The organism is uncultured Sphingomonas sp. (assembly GCF_913777625.1).
In the GTDB taxonomy this organism is placed as follows: Bacteria; Pseudomonadota; Alphaproteobacteria; order Sphingomonadales; family Sphingomonadaceae; genus Sphingomonas.
The window spans coordinates 82,503-98,810 of sequence record NZ_CAJYTI010000005.1; the positions used below are offsets into that span (position 1 = coordinate 82,503).

Consider the following 16,308-nt stretch of genomic DNA (forward strand, 5'->3'; position numbering starts at 1 on the left):
TTGACAATGAAGACGGTCAAGGTTGGTAGCGTCGAGATCGCCAATGACAAGCCGTTCGTGCTCGTCGCCGGCCCCTGTGCGATGGAGAGCCGCGACCATGCCTTCGAAATGGCCGAGGCGCTGACCACCTTGTGCGCCACGCTAGGCATCGGCTTCATCTACAAGAGCTCGTTCGACAAGGGCAACCGCACCTCGATCGACGCACCGCGCGGCATTGGCATGGACGCGGCGCTGCAGGTGTTCGCCGACCTCAAGGCGACGTTCGGCTGCCCGGTGCTGACCGACGTGCACGACGCCGGCCAGTGTGCGCCGGTCGCCGAAGTGGTCGACGTGCTGCAGATTCCGGCCTTCCTCTGCCGCCAGACCGACCTGCTGGTCGCCGCCGCGCATACCGGTCGCGCGATCAACGTGAAGAAGGGGCAGTTCCTGGCCCCCTGGGACATGAAGAACGTCGCCAGGAAGATTGCCTCTTCGGGCAACGAGAATGTGATCCTGTGCGAGCGCGGCGCCAGCTTCGGCTACAACACGCTGGTGAGCGACATGCGCGCGCTGCCGATCATGGCGGAGACCGGATACCCGGTGATGTTCGATGCCACCCACTCGGTGCAGCAGCCGGGCGGGCAGGGCGCCAGCTCGGGCGGCCAGCGCGAATTCGTGCCGGCGCTGGCCCGCGCCGCGATCGCGGTAGGCGTGGCGGCGGTGTTCATCGAGACCCATCAGGATCCCGACACCGCGCCCAGCGACGGCCCGAACATGGTGCCGCTCGACCAGATGCCGGCGCTGCTCGCCCGGCTGAAGGCGTTCGACACGCTCGCCAAGGCGGGCTGAGCCTGCGGGTTCAGCGGCCGAGCTGTTCCTTCAGCGCATCGATCCGCTTCGAGGCCTCCGCCTTGTTCAGCGTGCCCTCGATCGGCGGCTCGCCCGCTTCTTCGAGCAAGGTGGTCAAGTAGGAGGCCTGAGCGCCGGTCATCGGATCGTCGCCGGACACCCAGTCATCGGGATCCTTTTCGGTGTTCGAGCCGGGGTGCGCGTCGAGCTTCGGGTTGTGCAGCGTGTCTGCCATGATCGCCTCGCATTTGTTCCTGTTGTGTTCGAAAACGATCCGCGCGCGGCGGTGGTTCCGGGCCGATGGGCGATCAGCCGGGTAGCGACACGCTCGCGATGCTGTCCGGCGCGTCGTGGAGACGCAGGTAGAGCGTCTTGCTCGCCGGTTTCGGCAGCGCGAGGCTGGTGCCGACGAAGCCGAGCGGCACCGGTGTCGGCTGCGCGAAGTCCGCGCTCCCGCTGAACGCCGAGACGACGAACAGATCGCGCCCGCCCAGCGTGCAGCTAGTGCCCTCGGCCGGGCAGGTCAGCCCGTTCAGCACCGGCAGCCGTGCCACGGCGACCAGCGGCTGCCAGTCGCCGATCGCGCCATCCTGCACCAGCCGGAAGCGCAGCGGCCCCGCAATCCCGGGCCCGAGCAGCGCACGCGGCGCGAAATGGGCCACCACCACGTCCTTGCCGATGCGCTGCAGGCCGCCATCGGCGAAGTGGAGCTTGGCGACAGGTCCGTCGCTGCCGGTGATCTCTACCAGGCCCTGGTCGCCCAGCGACCCGCGCGTCACGCGGAAGGAGAAGTCGATGGCAGCGTCGGCGGGCAATACGCCCTCCGGCAGCGAGATCGCGAGGCCGTCCTTCGCCGGCTGGGACACGGCAGCCCGGCTCAACACCGTGGCGACGGGGCGGGGGGGCGCCGCGCGCACCGCAAGCTTGGCGCTTCGCCCGTCGCGGAGCCGAATCATCGCCTCGCCATCGCCGGCGGGGACGGCGGACTCTGCGGTCATCGCCAGCCGGTCGCCCTCGCTGCCGCGCGAGAGCGTACCCGCGGTGAAGTGCAGGCCCTTCCAGTCGAGTCCCGTCACCTGGTCCAGCCGAGCGCCCTCCAGCACGCCGTCGCGATCGCCTTCAAAGGCGAGGAAGCGATCCAGCCGGCTCGCCTCCAGCCGGGCGGTGAGCGGAATCGTGTCGGGCGGGGCGGTGCCGAAGCGGGCGATGTTGAGGGTGAGGGATCCCGGCTTCACGTCCTTGAGTGGCAGGGTGATGGTCAGTTCGTCCTGGCCGGTGACCTTGAACGGCACCGGCGTGCGGGTGCCGCTTGCGTCGCTCAGCGCGATCTGGCTCACGCAAAAGGCGGCGCCGCCGCGGAGCACCAGCGGATGGTCGCGGCCGACCACCACCTTGCTGTCGGGCGTCGCGTGCCACGCGCCCATCGCATCGAGCTGCACCGGCAAGCGCGGGCCCGAAAAGCCGTCAAACCCCCAGCGGCCCTGGAGTGTCGTGTTGGCGACGGTGCCGAGATCCGCCGGCAGCGCGCCGTCCAGCCGCACGCCGCCCTTCTCGACGTCCGGCGTCACGGGCAGGTCGCGGCTCTTGCCGTCGGTGCCGGTGATCCGCACGGACAGGCTACGGCCGAAATCGGTGGCGTAGAGGAGGGGCGCGTCTTCCAGTGGCAGGGTGAGCCCGGGCTTCGCCAGGCACACGGGCGTCGGCCCGCCCGCCTGCCAGACCGGGGGCAGGGCGGCCCCGAGCGGCGGCAGGGCGGCAACCAGCACCGAGCGCGGATTCTGGAACGACGGCGCGCTGTTGAGCAGCAGCTTCAGCGTGTCCCCGCGGCCGATCGCGATCGCCGGGAGGTACTGATATTGCGGGCTGCGGAAGGCGCCGAACAGCTTGGCCACGTCGCGTGCCAGCCCGATATAGGGGCTGTAGAAGCCGCCGCCCGCCTGGGGCGTCGCGGCGAGGCTGTAGGCGAGGTCCACCGGTGCGCCCGTCAGAGTCTCGGCCAGCGTCGTGCCGCGCTGCGCCTGGAGTACCAGCGAGTCGCGATTCTGGGTGAGGCACGCCGCCTGCAGGCCGCGCGGCCGGGTCAGGCATTCGGCATTGAGCTTGATGCGCAGCGCGTTGGCGAGCACCGGCGCGTCGGTCGCCAGCCGCTCGGGCGCGCTCTCGCCGATCCGTGCGATCGCGGCCACGAAGGCATCGAGTCGTGCACGATCGAGCGAGGCCTGGAACATGTCCTGCGCGGCGCGGACGAACACGCCCGGGCGGCCCCGCACGGCATCGCGCACGGCATCGAAGCCGCCGCCGGTGTCGGGCGCGAGCAGCAGAACCGCCTGTTCGGCGCCCTTGGGGACCTCGATCTCCAGCCGGTTCTTCTTCTTGCGCCAGGTTTCGGCGACGAAGAACCAGTCCTTGGGCGGCGGGTTGGTGGCGCCGCGCAGAAAGGCGACGACCAGCAGATAATGCGCCGACTGGTCGGGTGGCAGCGCCGCCTCCGCCGTTACCGTGTCGCCGGGCTGCAGCGACGGGACAGCGCCGATCGGCAGCGTCGTACCGGCGCGGGTGACGCGCAGCTTCAGATCCGGGCCGACCAGGTCGAAGGCGTTCTGCTGGGCCAGGGCGGGGGCGGCGGCGAACAGCAACGCCAGCAGCATCGGGATCAGGGGGACGCGAACCATGACGCCGCTATACGGGAAGCGAGCCCGGCAGTGCCACCGCTCGCGCGACGAACCGTGTACGTGCTCAATCGGCGACGTTGTCGGCCACCCAGGCGCGGCGCTTGCCGAGCGGCTGCGGCGTGCCGGTGGTGGTGTCGTGCTCGGTCTGGTGCTCCAGCTCGGAGTTCAGTTCGGCGCCGAACAGCAGGATGTAGGCGGAGAGATACAGCCAGGTGAGCAGCGCGACGATGGTGCCCAACGCGCCATAGGTCGCATCGAAGCGCCCGACATAACGGACATAGGCGCCGAAGCCGAGCGTCAGCGCCAGCCAGAGCAGCGCGGAGAACAGCGATCCGGGCGTGATCCATGTCCAGCGCGGCCGTGCCCGCGACGGGCCGAAGCGATAGAGCGCCGCCGCACCGGCCGCGCCGGCCAGCGTCAGCAGCACATGGCTGACCACCGTACCCACCACGAGCAGCGCGTCGGGGGCAAAGGGCAGCAGCCGGTCGAGCGCGCCCAGCGCCGTCATCGCCAAGGCTGCAAGGATCGCCGCGAGTACCGCGCCGAGGGTAATCGCCAGCGCGGTCAGATTCACCCAGAGGAAGCTGCGCTTCTCCTTTTCCTCATAGGCGATGTTGAGCGCGGCGATGATCGCGCCGGCGCCGTTGCGCGCGCCGAACAGCGCGATGGCGAGCGCGATCAGGATGCCGAGGCCCTTTTCGCCATCCGGGCTGTGGACCAGGCCGAGCAGTTGGGTGCCGATCACCCCCGCCACGTCGCGCGGCAGGATGGCGGAGAGCGCGCGGACGTCGTGCAGCACGGTCGCGGTATCGGCGATCAGCCCATAGCAGAGCACAATCGCGCCGAGCAGCGGCACCAGCGCGAGGAAGCCGTAAAACGCGACGCCGGCCGCAATCAGCCCGATATTGTCGTCGCTGGCCTCATTCCAGCAGCGCCACAGCACCGCCTTCCAGCCGGCCCAGGGCATCGCCCACGGGCTGTGCGCATCGCGCCCCTTCGCATCCATCGTCATCCCCGTGCTTGTGACGGACAAGCGCGCGGCGGGAAGGGCGGTTCCGCGGAAAACCGGCGCCGAAAGGGCTTGAATCGCCGGCAGCGAACCGTCCTCCCTTGGGACAGGTCTATAATGGGGAAAAGCCCGCCTGCGCGGGGCGTGGTCGGCGAAAGCGCCACGCGGACAGGGGAGAAACCCAGCATGTTCGAAACGTCGATCCTTACGTCCGTTCCCGCTGCCGATGCGGTGGATCAGGCCCACGCCCGGCTGGAGCGCGAAGGGCTGGCCGGCATCGAAGCGGCGCTGGCGCCGTTCGAAGGACTGACCGCCGCCGAGGTGCCGGGCCTGACACGCCTGCTCGCCTGCGTCGTGGGATTGGTGACCGAGGGGTTTCGCGGCGACACGCGCTCGCCCGAAACCTATGCGGCCATCGCCTCGGTGCCGCCGGCGCTGGCCGCGCTGATGTTCGACCTCACGCTGGAAGGGATCTTCGGGGAAGGGCCGCGCGATATCACCGCCCTCAACGAGGTGGGGCTGCTCACCCTGGTCGGGTTGCTGTCGTCCGCCGGCGCGCATGAACAGGCGGCGGCGCTGCTGGTCCAGGCACGCGAACATGGTTCGAGCCCGGGTCTGGCGCGCGCCACATGGGTGGCGCGGTGCCGCTGGGCCGGCTGCCCCTATGAGGTTGGCGCCCACCTGGCACCCGCGAATCTGGGCTTCGCCGACCTCGCAGACGTGCTGGCGCGCATCGATTCGGCCGCGCTGGACATCGCCGCGCACCGCGCGCGCGTGCGGTTTGCTCTCCTTGCAACCGATATCGGCGCCGCCGCAAAGGCGATGGGGGTGGCGCTCTCCCTGCCGCTCGCTGACGGCGAGAAGATGGACCTGGTGCCGGAGATTGCGCTGTTCGCGGCGTTGCTGGCGGCCACGGGGGAGCTGTCGGCACTGGACGCCCATCGATTGCGTTGGGCCCTTGCCGCCGCACCCGGCGTCACCACCGCCGCCGCCGACCTGCTCGCGCGCCTGGTTGCGGAGGAGCGAATCGCGTTCCTCGATCCGGCCGAAGCGGACGCTGCGCTTACCCAGCTGCGGGGCATCATCACGCCCGCCAGGCTGCCGGCCGTCACCGCCTATCCGATGCGCGGCGGCAGGCCGCATGTCGACATCGTCTGGCTGGAGATCACGAACCACTGCAACCAGAAATGCACCTTCTGCCCGGACATGTTCCGCGAGGATGCCCGTACCTGGCTGCCGCTCCAGCAGGTGAAGGATCTGATCGACCAGTTGGCCGATACGATCAGCGTCGGCTCGATGCAGCTCAACGCCTATGGCGAGCCGCTGCTGCACCCGAACATCGCCGAGATCCTAGCTTATATCCGCGAGCGTGAGCTGCCGTTCCCGACCTTCTTCACCTCGCACGGCATGACGCTGGTCGAAAAGAAGCTGAAGCAGCTTTCGGGCAACTATCCGTCGGGCATCGCGATCTCGCTGCACAACGACAGCCAGGAATCCTACGAGGCGACGCGCAGCCACAAGATCGGCGACTATGAAACGCTGGTCGCGCGCGTCACGGCGCTGATGCGCCAGATGGCCCGGGAACGGGCGCCGGCGCATCTGCGGCTCTACCAGATGGTGTCGAACGGTGCCGTCGACCTGCGCGTCGACGAGCTGACCCGCAGCGCCTTTCCGGAGACGCCGGAGCGGATGCTGCGCCACGTCCGCAAATGGGAAGCGGTCGCCGCCCGCATTGCGGAGGAAGTCGGCGACGAGACGCAGGTTCGCGCCCATGCCAACAGCCAGGACGCGATCTATGCCGCCTTCCTGCAAGCCAGCCAGGGCGACCGCAATCACCTGCCGATCCTCAGCTGGGTGGATGGCAATGGCGTGGTCCAATATGCGTTCATGTCGGCACGGCCGGTCAGCACCTATGCCAACCTGCTCCTCGAATATGATCCGCGCTGGTCCGTCGATCACAAGCTGCTCAGCAACTATGTCTGCGGCTTCACCGACACGCCCTCGCTGGCGATCTTCGCGACGGGGCGGCTGGGGCTCTGCTGTATGGATCTCAACAGCACCGCGACGTTCGGCGCGCTCTCGGACTTCGACAATCTCCATGCGGCGCTGACCAGCCCGCAGGCGCTGCGGATCTTCGCGCAGCTGTCCCATGGCGTTGCGGCCAGCCGCGGCTGCCAGATCTGCCTTGGTGGCGCCGAGCGCCACTGCGCGAGCAAGAATATGCCCGGGCCGCCGCGGCCGGTGGGCCATTTCCGCGACGGAATCTAGGGGGTCTCGGCCGCACCGAACAACGGCAACGGTGCGGCCTCGCCGCGATCGAAGTTCGACACCGTCACTCCCACCAGCCGTATGCCCTTGGGGGTGGGCAGCACCGACCGCAGCAGGGCGATGCTCGCCGCGTGAAGCTGTTCGCGGCTGGTGATGGGGGCGGGGTGGCTGCGGCTGCGCGTGATGATCTGGAAATCGGCATATTTGATCTTCACAGTCGCGGTGCGGCCAAAGCCCTGGGTGCGTTCGCACCATTCCCATACGTCGTCGGCCTGACCGAGTACGGCCGCCTCGATCTCGGCATCCTCGGTCAGGTCGCGACTGAAGGTGGTCTCCGAGCCGGAGGACTTGCGCTCGCGGTTCGGATTCACCGGCCGCTCGTCCACGCCGCGGACGATCTGGTAGTACCAGTCGGCGCTGCTGCCGAAATGCTGGACGAGGAAGTCGAGCGACTTGGCGCGCAGGTCGGCACCGGTCTCGATCCCCAGCCGCTGCATCTTGGTCGCTGTCACCGGCCCGACGCCGTGAAAGCGCGAGACCGGCAGAGTCTCGACCCAGGCGGCGCCCATGTCCGGCGTCACCGCGAACTGGCCGTTGGGCTTGCGATGGTCCGAGGCGAGCTTGGCGAGGAACTTGTTGTACGAAATGCCGGCCGACGCGGTGAGGCCGGTCTCGGCCAGGATCCGCGCGCGGATCTCCTTCGCCGTCGCCCAGGCGGTGCCGAGCCCGCGGCGATCCTCGGTGACGTCGAGATAGGCCTCGTCGAGCGACAGCGGCTGGATCAGGTCCGTATAGTCGGCAAAGATCGCGTGGATCGCTTGCGAGACCGCCTTGTACACGTCGAAGCGCGGTCGCACGAAGATCAGGTCCGGGCACCGTCGGAGTGCGGTTACCGAGGGGAGGGCGGAGCGCACCCCGAAGGCGCGGGCTTCGTAGCTCGCCGCCGCCACCACGCCGCGCGCCGCCGCCGATCCCACCGCCACCGGCTTGCCACGCAGGCTCGGATCGTCGCGCTGCTCGACCGAGGCGTAGAACGCGTCCATGTCGATATGCAGGATCTTGCGGACGGGCTGGGGGGCCATGGCCCGGCTATATCGGGACATGAACGAATAGGGAACGGTAATTCCGCCGCCAAGTCGTTGTGAAGCGGTCGGTTCGACGGCTAGAAGGGATACCATGCCGATCCTTGCCCGCTGCCTCGCCCTGCTCCTCGCCTGCCTTGTCTGGACGCAGCCTGCGGCGGCGAAGACCATCCTGTTCATCGGCAACAGCTTCACCTTCGGCGCCAATTCGCCGGTGATGCGCTATCGCCCGGATCGGGTGGCCGACCTGAACCGCGAGCGCATCGGCGGCGTACCCGCGCTGTTCAAGACCTTCGCGATCCAGTCCGGGCTCGACTGGCAGGTGAGCCTGGAGACCTCGCCCGGCAAGGATCTGGCCTGGCACCTCGCCAATCGCCGCGCGCTGATCGACCGGCGCTGGGATGTGGTGGTGCTGCAGGGCTTCAGCACGCTGGACGCAGAGCATCCCGGCGATCCCACCCGCCACCTCGCCGCTGCCCGCGCGATCGCCGCGCTAGTGCACGCGCGCAATCCGGCGGCGCAGGTGGAACTGGTCGCGACCTGGTCGCGCGCCGACCAAACCTATCGGCCGGGCGGTCACTGGCACGGATCGTCGATCTACCGCATGGCCGAGGATCTGCTGGCGGCGAACCGCCTGGGCCTCGCCCCCGGCACTGGCATCCACGGCGTGCTGCCGGTCGGCACCGCCTGGAACCGCGCGATCCGCGACGGCTTTGCCGATGCCAATCCCTATGACGGCCTCGCCTGGGGCCAGTTCAGCCTGTGGACCTGGGACCAGTACCATGCCAGCGCCGAGGGCTATTATCTGGAAGCGCTGGTCGAGTTCGGGGCGATCACCGGCCGCGACCCGCGCAGCCTCGGCCCGCGCGAACGCGCTGCCGAGGATCTGGGGATCAACCCCGATGTCGCCCGAAAGCTGCGCGACGTCGCCGCCGCCGAGCTGGCGGCTCAGCGGGTCGGCGGCGCACCGTAATAGTCGGGCGCGCCGTCGAGGCGCACGTCGATCCGGTCGAGCAGGAAACCCGGGTCCATCGCGAAGACCTCGATCTTGTGTGCGCCTGCGGCCAGCAGGCCGAGCTTGAGGCTGCGCACTGCAGTGTTGGAGAGCACATTGGCCTTCCACTCGTCGCTACGGCCATGGGTTTCGTAATCGAGCACGGTGATCGCGCCGCCGTCCACCCGCACGCCGATCCGAAGCTTGTTGGCCGAGGTGAGGGCATGGACCGGCAGGGCGACGATCTTGAGCTCGGCATCGCCCTTGTTGCCGAGCACGAAGGGCAGGACGAGCGGGGCGGTAGCGTCGGCACGATCGCTGGAGGGCAGGTCGAGCTTGCTGCGCAATACCGCGCCGCGCGAGCCTAGTTCGTCGATCCGCTCCCAGGGCGTGTCCGCCAGCGCCAGGTCCGCCGGGGTGAGCGAAAGGATGTGGTTCACCTCGGGCGTGGCGTCGCCGGCGGGGAAGGGCTGGAGCACCGGCTCCAGATAGACCATCGCGCCGTTGCAGCGGATCTTGCCCGCAGCGATGGCGCCCTTGCCGTCATATTTCACGGCGACGCGCATCTCGTAGCCGTTGCTCGCATCGAGCCGGCCGGAACGGGCGGAGAGGTCGACGCCTTCCAGCCCCTCGACCTTCCAGTTGCTCACCGCACCCTTGCCGTACACCGTCATGAACCGGGTCTCCGGCTTGCCGGGCGCAAAGGCGAGCGCTCGGGCATCGGCGCCGCAGGGGGCGACCGGTGCGAGGTCGATCCTGGGGTAGGTCGGCTCGGCGAACACGGCCAGCTGGCGCGGCGCCATGTCCATGATGCCGCGCCATTTGCCGCCGTTCTGAGCATTGTAGGCGGCGGTGTCGGCGACGATGGTCTGGTGCGCGGCGCGGGCTTGGTCGGCGAGGGCATTGGCGCTCGCGCGACCCTGACGGGCATAGAGCGCGGCGAGATCGAGCTTGAGGTTGCGCGCGTTGAGCTTGGCCGCGCCGCGGACGGGATAGAGCACCAGCTGGAAGAAGGCGTCGCGGCGATCGGCGGGCATGGCTGCGGCCAGCGCCTCGGTCTTGTCGAGCAGTGCCTGATAGCGTGCGATCCGCGCTTCCGCCTCGTCGCCGCCGGTGCGGACATAGTCGCCGATGCGGATCGGCGTCTCTGGCTCGACGGTGCTGAAGCCCATGAACTCGGGCTTCCGTTCCCAGGCGAGGTCGTAATAGTCCATCAGCACGTCGCCGACGGCCGGGCCCTGCGCGCCGAATTGCGTCGTGGCCCAGTCGTACAGCTGCGCGCGCACCGGCTTGTTCAGCAGTTTCGTGTCGAAGGCGACATCCAGGAAGTAGCTGGCCAGCACTTCGCCCGGCTTGATGTCGCCGACATTGACCACCCACAGCTTCCGCGTGCCGGTCTGCCACGCCCGGTCGAGCTGTTCGCGGATCAGCGCGGGGTGGGTGGTCGCCAGCCACAGATAGTCGTGCGGCCGGCCCCAATAGCTGATGTGGTAATAGAGGCCCGAGCCGCCCTTGCGCGTCCGCTCGGCGGCGGTGGGCAGCTGGCCGAGATAGCCGTAATTGTCCTCGGGCCAGACGAGCGTCACGTCCTCGGGCACCTTGAGCCCGCTGCGATAGACGTCGAGCACTTCCTTGTAGAGGGTGAGCACCTGCGGGATTTGATCGGCTGGCTTGCCCTGCGCAGTTGCGAGCAAGCCGCGCTGCAGGTCGATCGCCTGGGTGGTGGCGGCGAGCGCCTGTTCGGGGCTCTTCGCGCCTTCCAGCGCCGAGTCGTGCTTGCCGCGCAGGCCGATCGTGTAGACGTTCTCGAAGCCTTTCACCTCGTCCACGCGGCGCCGCCAATAGTCGACCATGCGGTCGCGATTGGTGAAGAAGTTGAACGGCCCCTCGGTCTTCTCGCTCCACTCGCGCACATTGTTGCGCATCATCGGCTCGGCATGGGAGGTGCCGACGACGATTCCATAGGCCTTGGCCATCTCGGCATTGCCGGGGATCTGGTAGAAGGGCTTGGTGCTCTCGTGCATCGCCGGCCAAATCAGGTTGGCCTTCAGGCGCCACATCAGCTCGAACACGCGGGCATAGGTCTTGGGCCCGATATCGCCGGTTTCGGGCTCGTAGGTCTTGGCCGCCCAGGGCTGCAGGCCCCAATCCTCGTCGTTGAGGAAGATGCCGCGATACTGGACCGAAGGTACGTCGGAAAGCAGCCGGCGGCCGTCGACCACCAGCCGGTCGGCATGGCGCGGGGGCACGTCCGCCCACCATTCCCAGGCCGAGATGCCGATCGCGCGGCTGAGGTCCACCGTGCCCCAGATCGCGCCGCGCGGGTCCGAGCCGGCGATCAGCAGGTAGGACCGGCCGGGATGCTGCTTCGACGGCGCGAGGACGCGGACATAGCGTTCCCACTCGCCGTTCAGCGCGGCGAGATCGACCTTCGCATCGTCGGCCACGGCGCGGACGAGGGCGGAGTCCTTCTGGCCGATGACGACGCAGAGTTTGCCGCAGGCGGCGAGATCGCTCGCTACCAGCGGGGTCTTGCCGGCGCGCTTGCCGATGTCGCGGGCGAGCAGTTCGCCGGCCAGCCTTGCCGAGGTGGCGTCGTCATGGAGAATCGCGGCGGTGGTGCGGCCGTCGAACAGCACCGCCTGCTGGGCATGTGCGGCGAGGGGGAGGGCGAGCAGGACGAGCAGGACGGGGAGGGCAAAATAGCGCATGCCGCGCTTGAAGCATGGGCAGCGGCGGAAGGGAATCCCCAGATCCTCCCCGGAACGGGGAGGGGGACCAAGGCGCGTAGCGGCTTGGTGGAGGGGGATTGCAGCGAGGGACGTCCTGTGTGGAGGTCCCCCTCCACCACCGCCTGCGGCGGCGGTCCCCTTCCCCGTGCCAGGCAGGATCTTGTCAGCCCTTGGCCCGTGCCGCCGCCCGGGCGATTGCGACGCACTCCACTTCGGCGAGCAATTCCCCCGCGCTGCCCGAGGACATCATCGCCCGTTCGGCCGTCCGCACCCGCTCGATCGCCCGGGCGATCTGCGGAGCTCCCCAGCGGCGGAGCGTGCGGCCGGTCGCCGGGCGTTCCTTGAAGAAGACACGGTGGCGCTCCATCGCGTCGTCGACGCTGGCGCCCTGGTCCATCTCGGCGCGCAGCTCGGCCAGCGTCATCAGCCGGCGGACCAGCTGGCGCATCAAAGGAATCGCCGAGCCGCCGCCTTCGCCGAGCTTGGCCAGCTCCTCGCCGACTTCGGCCACGCGCCCGTCGAGCACCGCCTCGATCGCCCCGAACAACTCGCCTTCGCCCAGGTCCGCGCCGATCGCGTCCAGCGCCGCGCCATCGGCATCGCGCGGATGCTCCGGATCGGCGTCGAGGAACAGCGCCAGCTTCTCGATCTCGCGGGTCAGCACCGCGCGGTCCCCCGCCGAGGCGAGCGCCAGCCGGTGCGGGACGTCGCCGGTGAGGCGCAGGCCATGCTCGCGGGCGATCGTGCCCGCCAGCTGCGCCGCGCCCGCGCCTTCGGGCACGTAGCAGGCGAAGGCCATCGCGCTCGGCGCGGCGATCGCCGCCTTTACCAGCTTGCCGCTCGCCTTGAGGTTGGGGCCGATCGCCACCACCGGGTTGCCCGCGCGCTCGGCACCGAGCAACAGCGCGATCGCCTCTGCCGCGCCTTCCTCGATGTTGGAAACCCGAATGTACCGCGCGCCGCCGAACAGCGACAGCGACGCCGCCTCGTCGGCCAGCAGCCCGGGCTGGTCGCGCAGCATCTTCATGTCGATATCGATCCGCTCGACGTCCGGCCCCAGCGCCTTGCCGAGCCGCTGGGCGAGATCGGCGGCGCCCGCTTCATCGGGGCCGTGGAGCAGATAGAGGCGGGTATCGGGCCTGGGCGCGTCTACCGCCGCGCGGATCTGGCCCGCATTGGCCTTCACTTGGGCCGCGCGCCGCCTTCGCGCACCGTCCGCGCCAGCCGCGCGACGATCTGGTCGGCGACGATGCCCGAAAGCCGCTCCAGCGCCGACTTCTCGGCCGCGATCGTGGCATATTCGGAGCCGACCACGTCGATGCCCGCATCCGAACCGGCAGTGGCATCGAGCACCACCTGGCCGTTGCGCAGGTCGATCAGCTGGTAGCGCGCGCGCAGCGTCCGCCGCTCGCGCGAGACCGAGTCGTCGCGCCGCACGCCCAGACCGATGATCTGGTCGTCGAGCTTCACTTCGAGCCGATAGGCCGCTGCGCCGCCATTGTTCGCCAGCCGGTCCTTGAGCGCGTTCGAGACGAGCCAGCCCGACTGGCCCTGAATCGGCGCGACCTCGACCGCCGAGAGCGTCGTCGCGACCGCACCGCCGCTGCCCCCCTGGTACATCGGATGCAGCCCGCACGCGGACAGCGCGAGGGCAAGGGGGGCGAGCAGGGCGACGGACTTGTTCATGCGACGATGTTCACCAATCGATCGGGCACCACGATGATCTTGCGCGGCGCCTTGCCTTCGAGCGACCGAACGATCTTGTCCGATGCAAGTGCCGCGGCTTCGACGATATCCTTGGCCGCGCCCTTCGGCATCACCAGCGTATCGCGCAGCTTGCCGTTGACCTGCACCGCGATCGTCACTTCGTCGTCGACCAGCAGCGCCGGATCGACAGCGGGCCATTCGGCATCGGCGATCATGCCGCTCTCGCCCATCGCGGCCCAGGCCTCTTCGGCGATATGCGGCACCATCGGCGCCACGACGCGGACCAGCGCGCGGATCGCGGCGGTGCGCGAGGCGGAGGGCCTGGCCTTCTCGATCGCCGCGGTCAGCTCGTAGAGCTTGGCAACGGCCTTGTTGAAGGTCAGCGCCTCGATGTCCTCGGCGACGCCCGCGATGGTGCGGTGAAGCTTGCGGTCGAGATCCTTGTCCTCGCCCTCTGCTGCTTCGAGCCCGTCGAACAGGCGCCACAGCCGGTTGACGAAGCGCCAGGCGCCTTCGATGCCGCTCTCGCTCCATTCCAGGTCGCGCTCGGGCGGGCTGTCGGAGAGCACGAACCAGCGGGTCGCGTCGGCGCCGTACTGGTCGACGATCTCGGTCGGGTCGACGGTGTTCTTCTTCGACTTCGACATCTTCTCGACGCGGCCGACGGTAACCTCGGCGCCGGTGTCGGTCAGATAGGCGGAGCCATCGGCGCGGAACGAGACCTGGGTCGGCTCGAAATACACCTTCCGCTCCAGCCCCTCATGCTCCTCCAGCTGATAATAGCTGGCGTGGGTGACCATCCCTTGCGTGAACAGCCCGGCGAACGGCTCGGCCACGTCGATGCGGCCGATATGGCGGAGTGCCCGGGTGAAGAAGCGCGCATAGAGCAGGTGCAGGATCGCATGCTCGACGCCGCCGATATACTGGCCGACCGGCAGCCACTGCTCGGCCACCGCCTTGTCGAACGGCTTGTCCGAGGGCTGGCTGGCGAAGCGGAGGAAATACCAACTCGAATCGACGAAGGTGTCGAGCGTGTCGGTCTCGCGCCGCGCGGGCTTGCCGCATTTCGGGCAGTCGACATGCTTCCACGTCGGGTGGCGGTCCAGCGGGTTGCCGGGGACGTCGAACGAGACGTCCTCGGGCAGCGAGACCGGCAGCTGCTCCTTGGGCACGCCGACGGAGCCGCAATTCTCGCAATGGATGATCGGGATCGGGGTGCCCCAATAGCGCTGGCGGCTCACGCCCCAGTCGCGCAGGCGCCAGACGGTGCTGCCGGTACCCCAGCCGCCCTCTTCGGCGCGGCGGATGACTTCGCGCTTGGCGTCGACGACGTCGAGGCCGTCGAGGAAGTGCGAGTTCACCAGCGTGCCGGGCCCGGTATAGGCCTCACTCTCTTGGAACTTGGCGTCGGTCTTGTCGCCATCCGACACAACCCGACGAATTTCGAGACCGTATTTGGTCGCAAACTCGAAGTCGCGCTGGTCATGCGCCGGCACGCCCATGACGGCGCCCGTCCCGTAATCCATCAGGACGAAGTTCGCGATGAAGACGGGCAGGGTCCAGCCGCTGTCGAAGGGATGCAGGACTTCGTAGCCGGTGTCGTAGCCGAGCTTTTCCTGCGTATCCAATTCCGCGGCGGTCGTGCCGCCCTGCTTGCAGCGCTCGATGAATGCGGCGGCTTCAGCATCACGCGAAGCGACTTCACGCGCAATCGGATGATCCGCGGAAATGGCAAGGAAGCTCGCGCCGAAAATGGTGTCTGGACGCGTCGAATATACTTCGATCGACTCCATGAGCGGCACCAGCGGTGCGAAGCGGAACGTCAGCCCCTGTGACTTGCCGATCCAGTTTTCCTGCATCAGCTTCACCTTGTCCGGCCAGTGCTCGAGGCCCTTCAGCCCTTCGAGCAGGTCGTCGGCGAAATCGGTGATCTTGAGGAACCACTGGTTGAGCTTGCGCCGCTCGACCAGCGCGCCCGAGCGCCAGCCGCGCCCGTCGATGACCTGCTCGTTGGCGAGCACGGTCATGTCGACGGGATCCCAGTTGACTGCGCTTTCCTTGCGGTAGACGAGACCTGCTTCATACAGGTCGAGGAACAGCGCCTGTTCCTGGCCGTAATAGTCCGGCTCGCAGGTGGCGATCTCGCGCGTCCAGTCGAGCGCGAAGCCGAGGCGCTTGAGCTGCGCCTTCATCGTCGCGATGTTCTGGCGGGTCCAGGCGCCGGGATGGACCTTCTTTTCCATCGCGGCATTTTCGGCGGGCATGCCGAAGGCGTCCCAGCCCATCGGATGGAGCACTTCCATGCCCTTCATCCGGCGGAAGCGCGCCAGCACGTCGCCCATCGTGTAGTTGCGCACATGGCCCATATGGATGCGCCCCGAGGGATAGGGGAACATCTCGAGCACATAGGACTTGGGCTTGGGCGAATCGTCGCGGGCGGCGAAGGTGCGGTTTTCCTCCCACGCCTTCTGCCACGCCGCGTCCGCCTTCAAGGGATTGAAGCGAGACGCCATATTGGGATTCCGATTAGTTGGTCGCGACGGCCGCGCGGCGCAGGTCGCGTGCACGGGTCAGGATGATGTCCTCGAGCTTCTGGACGGTGGCGGCCTGCACGGGGGCCGAGACCCAGGCGCCGTTGCGGTTCACTTCGCGCAGCGCCGCGACCCGCAGCGCATCGGCGCGCAGATCCTGGTCGAGCACGGTGACGGTCACCTTCATCCGCTCGGTGGGGACGTTGGGGTTCACATACCAGTCGGTGACGATCACGCCGCCGTTCGAATCGGTCTGGAGCAGCGGCATGAAGCTCAGCGTGTCCAGCGTGGCGCGCCACAGATAGGCGTTGACGCCGATCGTCGTCACCTTCGACGCCGCCAGGTCCGCGTCGACACCCTTCTTGTGATGGCTGCAGGCGGCGGCGGAGACAGCGAGCGACCCCAGGATCGCAAAGCGCAACAGGCGGTTCATGGACGTCGTACTTCCTAGCGGGCAAGGGATGAGTGCTCGCATCTATAGGGCG

At 68.5% G+C, this 16,308-nt stretch carries 12 protein-coding genes; 3 read left to right on the plus strand and 9 right to left on the minus strand.

The window, feature by feature from the left end:
- Positions 1 to 6 precede the first annotated feature (6 nt).
- Positions 7 to 828 carry a 3-deoxy-8-phosphooctulonate synthase gene (gene kdsA / locus QZ814_RS02720; RefSeq protein WP_294329542.1) on the plus strand — a complete coding sequence of 274 codons (822 nt, stop codon included), beginning with the start codon at positions 7 to 9 and terminating at the stop codon, positions 826 to 828.
- A gap of 10 nt (positions 829 to 838) precedes the next feature.
- On the opposite strand, the gene QZ814_RS02725 is transcribed toward kdsA, so the two are convergent.
- From QZ814_RS02725 to QZ814_RS02735, 3 genes are all read right to left on the minus strand, one after another.
- A complete protein-coding gene (locus tag QZ814_RS02725) occupies positions 839 to 1,063 on the minus strand; it encodes a DUF3072 domain-containing protein (RefSeq protein WP_294329543.1) in 225 nt (74 codons plus the stop codon).
- A 73-nt stretch (positions 1,064 to 1,136) separates the two neighbouring features.
- On the minus strand, positions 1,137 to 3,500 hold the full coding sequence (locus tag QZ814_RS02730) for a hypothetical protein (RefSeq protein WP_294329544.1): 2,364 nt from the start codon (positions 3,498 to 3,500) through the stop codon (positions 1,137 to 1,139).
- A 64-nt stretch (positions 3,501 to 3,564) separates the two neighbouring features.
- Entirely contained in the window at positions 3,565 to 4,512 is a 948-nt protein-coding gene (locus tag QZ814_RS02735; RefSeq protein WP_294329545.1) for a YihY/virulence factor BrkB family protein, read from the minus strand.
- Positions 4,513 to 4,695: 183 nt separating this feature from the next.
- Here QZ814_RS02735 and QZ814_RS02740 point away from each other — a divergent pair, with 183 nt between their 5' ends.
- Entirely contained in the window at positions 4,696 to 6,777 is a 2,082-nt protein-coding gene (locus tag QZ814_RS02740) for a radical SAM protein (protein ID WP_294329547.1), read from the plus strand.
- Here QZ814_RS02740 and dinB read toward each other — a convergent pair.
- Complete coding sequence (gene dinB, locus QZ814_RS02745; protein WP_294329548.1) at positions 6,774 to 7,859, minus strand: DNA polymerase IV; 1,086 nt, start codon at positions 7,857 to 7,859, stop codon at positions 6,774 to 6,776. The genes QZ814_RS02740 and dinB overlap by 4 nt on opposite strands.
- A gap of 94 nt (positions 7,860 to 7,953) precedes the next feature.
- Here dinB and QZ814_RS02750 point away from each other — a divergent pair, with 94 nt between their 5' ends.
- Positions 7,954 to 8,832 carry a PEP-CTERM sorting domain-containing protein gene (locus QZ814_RS02750; protein ID WP_294329549.1) on the plus strand — a complete coding sequence of 293 codons (879 nt, stop codon included), beginning with the start codon at positions 7,954 to 7,956 and terminating at the stop codon, positions 8,830 to 8,832.
- On the opposite strand, the gene QZ814_RS02755 is transcribed toward QZ814_RS02750, so the two are convergent.
- The 5 genes from QZ814_RS02755 to QZ814_RS02775 form a co-directional block, all read right to left on the minus strand.
- Positions 8,808 to 11,564 (minus strand): glycosyl hydrolase 115 family protein, encoded by a 2,757-nt coding sequence (locus tag QZ814_RS02755; RefSeq protein ID WP_294329550.1) that lies wholly within the window; start codon positions 11,562 to 11,564, stop codon positions 8,808 to 8,810. The two genes, QZ814_RS02750 and QZ814_RS02755, sit on opposite strands and share 25 nt — an antisense overlap.
- A 184-nt stretch (positions 11,565 to 11,748) precedes the next feature.
- Complete coding sequence (gene holA / locus QZ814_RS02760; RefSeq protein ID WP_294329551.1) at positions 11,749 to 12,771, minus strand: DNA polymerase III subunit delta; 1,023 nt, start codon at positions 12,769 to 12,771, stop codon at positions 11,749 to 11,751.
- A complete protein-coding gene (gene lptE / locus QZ814_RS02765) occupies positions 12,768 to 13,271 on the minus strand; it encodes an LPS assembly lipoprotein LptE (protein WP_010542679.1) in 504 nt (167 codons plus the stop codon). The genes holA and lptE overlap by 4 nt, the downstream gene beginning before the upstream one ends.
- Positions 13,268 to 15,805, minus strand: a complete 2,538-nt coding sequence (leuS, locus tag QZ814_RS02770) for a leucine--tRNA ligase (RefSeq protein ID WP_294329552.1) — start codon at positions 15,803 to 15,805, stop codon at positions 13,268 to 13,270. Before leuS ends, lptE begins: the two co-directional genes overlap by 4 nt.
- 13 nt (positions 15,806 to 15,818) lie before the next feature.
- A complete protein-coding gene (locus tag QZ814_RS02775) occupies positions 15,819 to 16,256 on the minus strand; it encodes a DUF3576 domain-containing protein (protein ID WP_294329553.1) in 438 nt (145 codons plus the stop codon).
- Between the last annotated feature and the right edge of the window lie 52 nt (positions 16,257 to 16,308).